Source organism: Chitinophaga sp. sic0106 (genome assembly GCF_019219075.1).
Taxonomy (GTDB): Bacteria; Bacteroidota; Bacteroidia; order Chitinophagales; family Chitinophagaceae; genus Chitinophaga.
Genome location: NZ_JAHUWJ010000002.1, coordinates 274,265 through 286,514 on the forward strand (window position 1 = coordinate 274,265; position 12,250 = coordinate 286,514).

General features: G+C 46.2%; 7 protein-coding genes. All 7 read left to right on the forward strand.

Annotation, left to right across the window (positions count from 1 at the left end):
- Positions 1-59: 59 nt before the first annotated feature.
- The gene (locus KW844_RS03875) at positions 60-656 is read left to right on the forward strand and encodes an RNA polymerase sigma factor (protein WP_218375399.1); all 597 of its coding nucleotides are present in this window, start codon (positions 60-62) and stop codon (positions 654-656) included.
- A 98-nt stretch (positions 657-754) separates the two neighbouring features.
- Positions 755-1,813 carry a FecR family protein gene (locus tag KW844_RS03880; RefSeq protein WP_218375400.1) on the forward strand — a complete coding sequence of 353 codons (1,059 nt, stop codon included), beginning with the start codon at positions 755-757 and terminating at the stop codon, positions 1,811-1,813.
- 54 nt (positions 1,814-1,867) lie between these two features.
- Entirely contained in the window at positions 1,868-5,284 is a 3,417-nt protein-coding gene (locus tag KW844_RS03885) for a TonB-dependent receptor (protein WP_218375401.1), read from the forward strand.
- Between the two features lie 26 nt (positions 5,285-5,310).
- Positions 5,311-6,975, forward strand: coding sequence for a RagB/SusD family nutrient uptake outer membrane protein (locus KW844_RS03890; RefSeq protein WP_218375402.1), 1,665 nt, complete (start codon positions 5,311-5,313; stop codon positions 6,973-6,975).
- Between the two features lie 11 nt (positions 6,976-6,986).
- On the forward strand, positions 6,987-9,089 hold the full coding sequence (locus KW844_RS03895; protein ID WP_218375403.1) for a S9 family peptidase: 2,103 nt from the start codon (positions 6,987-6,989) through the stop codon (positions 9,087-9,089).
- Entirely contained in the window at positions 9,076-10,242 is a 1,167-nt protein-coding gene (locus tag KW844_RS03900; RefSeq protein WP_218375404.1) for a TlpA disulfide reductase family protein, read from the forward strand. Before KW844_RS03895 ends, KW844_RS03900 begins: the two co-directional genes overlap by 14 nt.
- A 201-nt stretch (positions 10,243-10,443) precedes the next feature.
- Complete coding sequence (locus KW844_RS03905; protein ID WP_218375405.1) at positions 10,444-12,249, forward strand: endonuclease/exonuclease/phosphatase family protein; 1,806 nt, start codon at positions 10,444-10,446, stop codon at positions 12,247-12,249.
- Position 12,250: the final 1 nt, after the last annotated feature.

Genomic DNA, 12,250 nt, shown 5'->3' on the forward strand with positions numbered 1-12,250 from the left:
ATATTTCAGGAAATGGTTGTATTTTTCCACATTTTCCCGGAAGGTGTTTTTGAATAGGCATGCTAACACAAACCAATGATAATGAATTATGGCAATTGCTCCTCGCGGGCGACGACCACTCATTTCAGCAGGTATACCGTTCGCACTTTTCTATGCTGTACGAGTACGGCATGCGTTTTTCTGAGGAGGAAGATTTTGTGAAAGAGTGCATTCAGCAACTATTTGTGAAGATATGGACTAATAAGAACTCACTGGCCGCCACCACCAAAATCAAACCTTACCTCCTGTTTTCCCTGCGTGCAATTATATATAATAAGTTCAGGGACGAGAAGCGCCGCCGCATCAACAACCTGGAAGATGATTATGATTTTGAACTGGAGTTTTCTCCGGAAGCCGCTTATATAGAGCGGGAAGTGAATGAGAAAAAACTCGCCGCACTGCAAGCTGCCATGGAGCAGCTCACCCCCCGGCAAAAGGAAATTATTTATCTTCGCTACTACCAGGAGTTAGATTATAAAGAAATAGCATCTATCATGGATGTTTCCGTAAAAGGTGCCTATAAACTCTCCGCCCGATCCCTTGAAGCATTGCGGGAAATAATGGATATCTCCCTCATTACGCTGATATGCCTGCTGAAAGTCGCTGCCAGCAGGTAGTTTACTTCCTTTTTCCCTGTTTGGATTTTTCAGTTTTTACCAGCTGAAAAAAAATTAAAGTTTTTTTCATTTTCCATGGGGTGATCTGAATCCCCCCGGTGTTTATTGAGAAAGGAGCCTTCTATAGGAAGGCTGCCAGTGTAGTTATGAGTGAGTTGTATCAGCAATATAATAAACAGGATTTCCTGGACGATGACAGCTTTGTCCGCTTCGTACGCGGGGAACAAAGTGATGCCTGGGAGGAATATGTTCAGTCAGCACCGCCCAACCTGCGCGAGTTCCAGGCTGCAAGAGCGGAGTTGCAACTGCTCCTCACTGCCAAACGCATCCTGCCTTCCGCCACAGCGGAATCGGAAGTCTGGGAGTCCATCCGAACCAGTATTGAACAGGTCACACACCAATCACATCTTCGGGTGGTACGCAAACGCTGGATGGTAGCGGCGGCCGCCGCTGCGGTGTTAGTAGTTGGCATTACTGCCTATTTTCAGCTGGCTGATAAAAAGGTACATACCGAATATGGTAAACTGGCCAGCATCATGCTGCCAGACAGTTCGGAGGTATTGCTCAACGCGAACTCCACCATCTCCTATAAAAAGAATTGGGAAAACGGACAGCCGCGTGAAATTTGGCTGAACGGAGAAGCATATTTTGAAGTGCGCCACCTGAAGCAGGACTCCCTGCCGGTAAGCCCTTCAGAGAGATTTATTGTGCACACGAAACACCTGGACGTAGAGGTACTGGGAACCGTGTTTAATGTGAAGGAAAGACGCGGCGTTACCGAAGTTGGATTACGCTCCGGCGCCGTGCAACTGAAATCCCATCAGGGCCAGCAGCTGTTATTACAACCGGGAGACGTAGCCCGCTTTACCGAAACCACCCAACAGCTGCAACGTACAACAGAAGAGGTAAACACCGTCAGCGCCTGGAAAAATAAGCAGCTGATCATGAACAATATGACCGTACAACAGATAACACAGCTGTTGGAAGATACCTACGGTTATCAGTCAACGATTACAGATTCAACTATTTTAAATAAGAAGATTCAAGGTGATATTACCGTTAACAATGAAGATGATATCATTTTCATTCTGTCCGGAATTTTAAAGATGAACATTGAAAAAAAAGATCACATGCTGATTTTCAAACAACGTAATTAGTCGGCTCAACCAAATCAGAACGCTAACCAACTTATTCTTATGCAAAAAATTTCAATGAAATTTTGGCTGCTATTGCTATGCAGCTTTCTGACGGTGGCAACCTATGGCCAGTCAGTCAATGGTGGTAAAAAAATTCCGGTGGCATCGGCTTTGGAACAGATTACCAAACGTTACAGTACACATTTCGTGTTTGAAGCGGATTTGCTCAAAGGGCAGTCTACCAATATTAATGTGACTGACCTGCCAAAGCTGCCGGTGGAAGAAGTGATGAAACGGGTGTTGTATCCAGCCAACCTACTGTTTGTGTATGTAAGTGACAATACCTACATGATCATACAGCGACCTGCCGGTGCGGCAGCGCAGAAACTGGCTACGGGAGCGGGACAGCCGTCTCCGCAGGTTGCAGCGGCATTGTTAGAGGCTACGGAGCTGCGGGGGTATGTATATGATTCCACCACCCGGGAAGCGCTGACAGGCGTAACTGTCAGGGCGGTAAACGGCAGCCAGGGGGTATTGACAGACAATACCGGACGATTTGTACTACGTAATGTAAATATGGATCACAAGGAATTTGAAGTCGTGGTCAGCTTTGTAGGATATCATCCTAAAAAAATTGCACTCAACGGACAGCCGGTGAACATTGCGCTGAGCCAGAACATCAATAACCTGGACGAAGTAAAAGTGGTGGAAGTGGGCTACGGCACTAAAAGAAAAGAAGCACTGACGAATGCAGTGGGTACAGTGAACAATAAAACCATTACGCAGATGCCTACTCCTATGCTGAGTAATGCATTGATAGGCACCATACCGGGATTGTTTGGCAGGCAATCCGGCGGTTCCCCTGGCAGGGACGGATCGAGACTGCTGGTACGCAGTTCCTCTTTCTTAAATACTGCACTGATAGTAATAGATGGGGTGCCGTTGAATGATAATAACAGCACCGGAGGTTTTGCCGGGCAAGCCAGCATCAACGACCTGGACCCCGCAGATATTGAATCGGTTACGGTGCTGAAAGATGCAGCGTCCACTGCCATCTATGGATCACGCGGTGGTAACGGTGTTATTCTCATCACTACCAAAAGAGGGAAGAAAGGAAAAACAGCTTTTAATTTCACCGCTAACAGCACCTGGTCCCAGCCTACCCAGCAGCCTAAGTTTGTAGACAGCTATCAGCAGGCCTTGCTGGAAAATGAATTCTCCCTAAACTCCAACAGAGGCATTGTGTATTCAGATGAAACCCTGGATACCATCAGGCTCGGGCTTAATCCGGATAAATATGCCAATACCAACTGGAGAAAAGCAGCGCTGAAGGATTGGGCTAAAGGGCAAAATTATAACCTGAATGTTTCCGGGGGTACGGAAGGCGTTAAATACTATTTGGCCGGAGGCTATAATGCCCAGGGTTCTTTAGTGTCTGATAATGCGTTCAAACGTTATACCCTCATCTCCAATGTGGATGCAAAAGTAACGAGGAACCTGACAGTAGGCCTCGATATCCGCTTCGTTAATGAACAGCTGAATGACCCTGCGGCCATTGGCTCCAATGGTATCCTCAATAATGTATACCTGGCATCACCGTTGCAGCCGGTTTATTTCAGTAATGGGCTGCCGGCAGCTAATTATACAGGCACTATCACTAATCCCGTTGTACAGGAATCCAGCTCCGGCTACTATCGCAAAACGGGTAATTATTTCAACGGTAAGCTGCGCCTGGATTATAACATCCCGTTTGTAAAAGGTCTGACTGCGCATGCCATGGCTTCATTTGACCGGAATAATTACGGAGATAAAACTTTTAATACGCCCTATAAACTGTACCGGCAAAATGCCAATGGACAGTATATTCCCGTATCAGGGGTAGATAATAAAGGTGCAGATCTTAAACCGAACATCAACGAAAGCCTGTACCGCGCTAACTTTACCAATACCGAATTTGGATTTAACTACGACCGTTCCTTTGGCTTACACCGTGTAACGGGTATGTTGTTGTATACCACGAATGAATCTAATTCCAGTACACTCAGTGCTGCCAGGTCCAATATATTTTCTTCCAGTATCGACCAGATCTTTGCCGGCGATGCCAGCACCAACTCTACCAATAACGGTACTGCTACTGAGTTTGGAAGGGTAGGATATGTAGGCCGTGTAGGATATTCCTTTAATGGTAAGTATTATGTGGATGCGAGCTTCCGTTCAGAAGCATCTGTGAACTATCCGCCGGGCCATCGCTGGGGAACCTTCCCATCGGTATCTGCCAGCTGGCGTATGTCAGAAGAGCACTTTATTAAAGATAATGTTTCCTGGATTGATGAGCTGAAAATCCGCGCTTCCTATGGGATGGCAGGTGATGAAACCGGCTCTGGATATAGCTCCTATCTTTACAACTTCAGCGTTGGTCAGAACTCAGGACCAAGTTCTACCACCGGGAAAAACGGGTACGTGTTCGGTGGCAACTATGTGCCATCCGTATACCCGGGCAACAACGCACCTAATCTCGATATTACCTGGGGTACAATCAAAGCTGCCAACGTAGGCTTAAATATCAGTTTGTTTAAAGGCTTACTGGGCGCCGAGTTTGATGTGTATCGTAAGAATAACACCAATATTCTCATCTCTGTGTCTGATAATGTTCCACTCACTTTCGGAGCCAACACGCCCAGGGTAAACAGGGGAAGCAATCATACCAGTGGCTTCGAGCTATCGCTTACGCATAACAATCGAATCTCCAAAGATTTTAGCTATTACGTACGTGGCAATATCTCCCATACCAAAACAATTACTGATTTCTCCGGTGAGCAGAGCGGCTTGCCAGCCTGGGACACCCGACAGGTAAATGGTTGGGGCGCCAATATCACACGTGTATATAAATCATTAGGATTATTCCAGACGCGTGAAGAAATAAATGCATGGGCGGTACAGGATGGAAGAAATAATACCACCATCAACCCGGGCGATATAAAATATGCAGACCTGAACGGGGATCATATCATTGACCAACAGGATGTGATGGTGAAGGATAATATCAGTATGCCTTTACTGAACTATGGATTTTCAGTGGGGGGCACCTGGAAACAGTTGTCACTCGACCTTACCTTTCAGGGGATAGGTGATTACACAAATATCTACCTGTATAAAACATGGTCCAACTACGACTCCCGCCAGCTGGACAGATGGACGCCGGAAAATACGGATGCTACCTGGCCTAAGCTGGGATCGGTAGCCAGTGATACCCGTGTGTCAGATTATTATGGATTAAATAGCAATTACCTGCGATTACGTAATTTGCGATTGGCCTACTCGCTTGCACCGCAATGGTTGAAAAGAGCAGGATTTAATAACGTGGTGATCAATTTGCAGGGAGGTAACCTGCTGGTATTCTCCCGCGTGAAATTCACTGATCCTGAAAATGATAACCTCACGCCTTACGGCCCGCAGAAAACACTCAGTGCAGGCGTAAACGTTAGCTTCTGATTTCTTAATCCATTAACCTGAATGTCATGAAAAAAAATATAATATTCGGTCTGTTGGCTGGTGGCCTGGTTTGCTTTGCTTCCTGCACAAAAGATATTCTTGATAAAAAACCACAGGATAGTATCAACGAAATCACCGTGTGGAATGATATAGGATTGGTAGGTAATTATGTGAACTATTTTTATTCGACACTGCAAAGTGGTTATACCCGTGGGTACTACCTGTCAGCCGCTACTGATGATGGTATGAACGGCCTGGCAAACGATATATTTTTTATCAAACCTCTTACCATGGATGCCAGTTGGAATGCCACCAACGCGCCGTTCAATGGTTACTATACCAGCACGTATCAAAATATCCGTAAGGCAAATGATTTCCTGGCGCACATTGATGGAGTGAAAGGTGATTCTGTCCTCAAAAGGCAAATGAAGGCAGAAATCCGATTTTTCCGTGCATATTACTACACGGAATTATTGAACTTTTTTGGAGATGATCCAATCAAAGCTTCCGGCGCTGCGGCGCCATCAGGGCTTGTAGATGGGTATGAGGATGCACTTGGCGTAGTGCTGATAGAAAAAGCACAACAATATGGTACGGATACACTCAACATTCCCCGCAGCACCCGCAGGGAAACTGTGAATTACATCACAGGAGAACTGGACGAGGTGGCAACCGCACTAGGCTCGCTTCCTGCCAGCTTCACCAGCCCTTCCGGCCGCCTTACCAAAGGTGCAGCTATGGCGCTCAAAGCGCGTGTACTCCTGTATGCAGGGCGGTTTCAGGCTGCAGCAGCTGCTGCCAAGGCAGTGATGGATTTGGGAACCTACAGTTTGTATCCTGATTATAAAACGTTGTTTACAGTAAAAAACAACGCAGAATGTATCCTCTCTGTGCAGCATAATAATATGGCTAAGGAGAGAGGGCATACTTACGACCGGGATATGGCCGTAGGTTCTATGAGTGGTTTTTCCAGGAGCAATCCCACCCAGAACCTCATTAATGATTATGAGATGACGGATGGGAAATTACCGCTGGGGTCAGACCTTTACAATCCTGCCACTCCTTATGCTAACAGGGACGCCAGGTTTTACGCCAGTGTAGCCTATGATGGCGCTAACTACAGAGGATCTGTTTTGCAAACCTATGCTAACGGTTTCGATCAAACGAATGCGGGGTTATACGAAACACAAACTACCTACCTGGTGCGTAAAGCCTGCAACGAATCCTTCAACTTCCTCGGCGATGCTACCTACGGCAGCGATCAGAACTGGCAATATCTCCGCTATGCGGAAATACTGCTGAACTATGCCGAAGCACAAAACGAGGCAACAGGCCCGGATGCTACCGTGTACAATGCCGTTAATGCCATCCGCACACGTGCTAAACAGCCTGCACTGCCGGAAGGTCTTAACCAGGATCAGATGCGCCAGCGCATCCGCCACGAAAGGAGAATCGAATTCGCATTCGAAGATCAGCGCTTCTGGGATGTGCGCCGCTGGCATATTGCAGACAAAGATGACTTTAAAAAGATTTACGGCGCCAGCATCAAACTTTCCGGTGCCACTAAAGTATACGGTAGCCCCGTGCTGCTGGAAAGCCGGTTCTTTGAGCTGAAAAACTATTGCATGCCTATCCCGAATGCGGAGTTGCAGGCAAATTCAAAAATGATCCAAAACACTTACTGGAAATAAAGTCAATTTAGATGCAAATACTCAGGAACGGCTTCATGGCCGCAGGGATGTTGATTTCCGTCAGCACCATGGCACAGCAGAGAGATCACGATTATGTACGACCGCTGCCGACACTGGTAGAATGGACCGATAACCAGCATTTCATTCTCTCCCAGACAAATGAAAAATACCGTACCACCTATTTGAAAGTAGATGCTGCAACGGGAAAGGAAACTATTGATTCCACCTACCGTCCTAGGCCTAAACCGGTACAGAAAAAACTCGTGGTGCGCGACAATGACATCTTCCTGCAACACGGTAATAACAGGAAACAGTTAACACATGACAGCATTCCGGAGGCAACGCCGGTGTTTTCACCAGACAGCAGCCGCATCGCTTTTACCCGGCAGCACGACCTATATACCCTGGAACTTTCAACCGGTAAGGAAACCAGGCTTACCTTCGATGGGACCGCCACACTCATGAACGGTATGTCTTCCTGGGTGTACATGGAAGAAATACTAGGCCGCCAGTACGAAGGCCAGGCATTCTGGTGGAGCCCCGATAGCAAGTCCATCGCCTATTTTCAGACTGACGACAGTAAAGTACCTGAATACACTATAACTGATGCTGGAACAGGCTACCATGGTTATGTGGAAAAGCAACGTTACCCGCAGCCTGGGGATGCCAATCCATCTGTAAAAATTGGCATCATATCAGCTACCGGCGGTAATACTACCTGGGCAGATTTTAACCCTGCCGTGGATCAATACTTCGGTACGCCGGTATGGAGCCCGGATAATAAATCCCTGCTGGTGCAGTGGGTGAATCGCGATCAGAATCATTACCAGCTGCAGGCCGTAAACCCATCTAATGGCAGCAAAGTACTGCTCTATGATGAAACACAACCTACCTGGATTAGTTTGGATGAAGAAGATCGCATCACGTTTGTAAACGGTGGGAAGCAATTTATTTTTGTTTCTGATAAGTCAGGACACCGGCACCTGTACCTGCACAATGCAGATGGTACCTTGAAAAACCAGCTCACCAGCGGCAACTTTGAAGTTAACGATATCCAGTACATTGATGAGCAAAAGAAAGTTATCTACCTCAGCTGTAATAAAGACGGATTAAACCGGCAGGACTTGTACCGGGTGGATTTCAATGGTAAAAATTTCCAGCGCCTCACTTTTGGGCCATATAACCATGAGGTGAAATTTTCGCCGGATGCAAAATATTTTACCACCAAATACAGCAATACCGCCACTCCTGACCGACTTGCCCTTGTTACTACTACTGGTAAAATAGTAAAGGAACTGGCAGATAGTAAAGGACCGGCTTTCAATGAGGAAGTAGCGGCAAGACGACGTACCGTGTACGTGAAAAGTGAAGATGGTAAATTCGAACTGCCTATCAATTATTCATTGCCCCGGAATTTTACCCCCGGTAAAAAGTATCCATTGATACTTGTAATATATGGAGGGCCCGGCTCCTCCAATGTATACGACAGATTTGTAAACCCAAAGTTTACCAGTGGGGAAGAAATAATTCATGCCAGTATTGATCACCGGGGCTGCGGGGAGTTTGGTAAAGCAGGACAAAATTATATGTACCGTAACCTGGGTTACCAGGCCTTGCAAGACTATATACATGGTCTAAAATGGCTTATTGCCAATGTACCTGTGGATACCGAAAAAGTTTGTATCAGTGGATATAGCTTCGGTGGTTATATGACCTGCTATGCGCTTACCTACGGTGCGGATTATTTCAAATACGGCATTGCCGGCGGCAGTGTGGTGGATTGGCGTATGTACGACAGCCATTACACCGAGCGTTACATGGATACGCCTGCTGATAATCCGGAAGGTTACGAAAAATCATCCGTACTAACGTATACGCATAAACTGAAGGGTAGACTATTGCTGATGCATGGAGTAAAAGATGATAACGTTCATATTAATAATACCCTCTCACTGGTAGATAAACTGGAACGTGATAATAACCAACACTTTGAGCTGATGGTGTACCCTGGCAACAGGCACGGTGTGATATCTGAAAAACTTTCCCATTACAATGAGGTAATGAACCTTTTTCAAAAAAAATACCTTTTAAACCTGACTGATGATAAAAAATAAATCTATCCGGTGGGCCGCATCCGCCCTGCTGGCAGCTGCCAATATCCTGCCTGCACACGCACAGCAACAGCCTGGTATTATTAAAGGTACCGCTCCGGCTGCACTTAACGGCGTTACTATCTACCTAATCAGGGATGATGGCAACTTACGCTCATCGTTACTGGATTCTGCGGTTATTAAAAATGGGAAATTTGAGCTGAAAGATACCACGCATCAGCCTTTTTCCGGGATGATTTCAGCTGTGTTGCGCAAACCTGGTCAAAATGTGTTACCTGGCTATCGTCGTATTTTCGTAAAACCCGGGGACGTAACAGTGATTACTCAACCGGAAATGAAAAGTGATAAAAATAGTATGGAAGGAGCGGTGGTTACCGGTTCCGCCTATACGAAACAACAGGATGAATTGCTGGCCATCCTGGCACCTTCTGAAAAATTGTTGGATGAACTCAGGAAAGTAAATCGTGGATTGACCGCCAAAGACACTGCCGCAGTAGTTGCCAACAGCAAGCGGATAATGGCTGCAATAGGTGTGCAGGATAGTATTAAGCGTGCCTACATTAAAGCACATCCGGAGTACTACGTAAGTTTGTTTACGTTTAGCAGGATGATAGGAAACAGGGCGAAAGATATAGGGCAGGCAAAAGCTGATTTCAACACGTTTACACCTGCACTGAAAAAATCACAATTGGGTCAACAAATTACCGCCGTAATAGAAAGCTCTGCACGTATTAATGTTGGTCAGCCCGCACCTGGCTTTGCTGCGCCTGATAAAGACGGGAAACAACTATCCCTCGCGAGCTTTAAAGGCAAGTATGTACTGCTTGATTTCTGGGCCAGCTGGTGCGGACCATGCCGTCACGAAAATCCAACGGTGCTAAAGGCATATAACCGTTTTAAGGATAAGAATTTTGATATACTCGCCGTGTCACTCGACCGGCCCGATGGTAAGGCAGCCTGGTTGAAAGCTATCAACGATGACGGATTAATCTGGCACCATATTGCCGAATTGCAGGGCTTCAATGGCAGCATTCCTAAGATGTATATGGTAAACGGCATTCCTACTAATTACCTGATTGATCCTAACGGGAAAATAATAGCCATGAACCTCAGAGGGGAAGAACTGGAGAAGGCACTGGAGAAATTCGTGAAATAATTATACCAACCAACCATTCCTTTACGAACCGTGACACAATGATGTGTCACGGTTTTTTTATGCCAGGTATGTGATATAGCGCGTGAGTAGCCAGAGAGGGATTATTTCCCTCATTGGCTACACGATTTGGCAGTAATTTCCTATTTTACATACAGTGAACAATTGAAATCTCTGCTAAAACAGCGGAATAACTACCTCTACATGAAAAACAAATTTGTACTGGCTTTATCATTGATGGCAGCTGCCAGCGCTGCTTCAGGGCAATCGCAACCCTTGTCGCTGCAGTTCGACACAAACAAGGATATAGCTCCCGCAACTATTTCACAGCCTGCCTACACGAAAGGCCTGAGCGGAAAAGCGCTGCAGATCAGTAACAATACGTTACTGTCCTTTCCGGCCGAAAAGCTGCCATTCCGGCCTGATCAGGATTTCACCATACAGTTTTGGGTGAAATCTACTATGGATGCCAATAAAACAGCAGTGCTATTATCGCAGAAGGATTTTCCTGACAACAGTCTGGCTTCCCAGAAGCTGGCAGGATGGGTGTTTTATCAATACGGTGGTACCTGGGCCTGGAACATGGGTAGTGGTAACCGCCGTATCACGCATGAAAGAAGTAACGGCCATATCATGCCACTCAACGATGGGAAATGGCATCAGCTTACTATGACCTATAATCATGTGCAATCAACCATCCGGCTATTTTTTGATGGAGATAATAAAGTACTGTTTAATGTTGCAGATGCTGTTGGCTTTAATTTCGCCAGCAAAGCTGATCTCCGTGCGGGATGGGTGCAGCAGCAGGTTAATTCAAGGCCGGAAATAGAAAAGGGAGCCATAAAACTGCAGGAACTATTGGATAGCTTTAATAGCTTCCGGTTGCCTCCTCTTACCAATGACGACCTTGAGATGCTGATCGTTGACCCGTCAGCGTTAGTGTCTCAAAAATCTGCCCTGTTAAAAAAACAAATGGGCGCTGACAGCAACCGCTTAGTTAAACCCGACCTGAGCGGCATCCAAAAAATCAGGGCAGCCCTGGGCAAAAATCCATATACGGTACACCAAATCAGCGAGTTCATGGAACTGGCCCCCCTGCTGAAACTCTATGGCATTTCCAACGGTAAAGTTTTTGTCAGGGAAGAAGTCGCCGATACTTACCTGGCAGCAGAAAAACTCTCCCGCCCGGATTTTGCACTGGATAAGTTAATGGTATACGACCGGGCTTTGACACCGGAAGAAATTAATGCTGCCTACACCAAATATTTCCCGTCCACCATTAAAAGTTTACCTAAGAATAAAACGCAGCTCATTGCAGCCGACTGGAATATCTGGCATGGTGGCAAACATTTTACCCCTGCTAAAGATGGTTTTGATTCCCGGGTACGCATTGCAGAAATCTTACGTGCAAAAGATGCGGATGTCATCATGATGCAGGAAACTTACTCTTCGGGCGATTTTATTGCTGCTGAACTAGGCTACTATTATGCCACCACGGTAGATTGGGATTACCTGAACCAGGGTGCTAATATTTCAGTGCTCAGCCGTTATCCGATCGAAGAAATATATGTTCCCAAAGGTGCACCGTTTATGAACGTAGGTGCCAAAATCGACATTAGTAAAGGGCAGCAGGTATATGTGATGTCTAACTGGTATGGTATGAATCAATTTCAGGAGGTCTATGATTTTCATGCGCAGCGTTTTGCGCAATCAGATAGCATTCCCACTATTTTTGCCGGCGACTTCAATAACATTCCCCATACCGACAGTGACGCAGATGATACGCGAGCCTCCCGCAAAATGCTGTCCAGTGGCTTTACGGATGCCTACAGAAGTCTGTTTCCGGATGTAAAGACATACCCGGGGTATAGTCATCGGGAAGGTGTAAGAATTGACCAGATGTATTACAAGGGGAATGGGGTGAAGAATACCGGTACAAGCATTATCAGTACCTGGCCATCGGGTTTTCCAAGTGATCATTACCTGATGATCGGAACATTTGACTTATAGG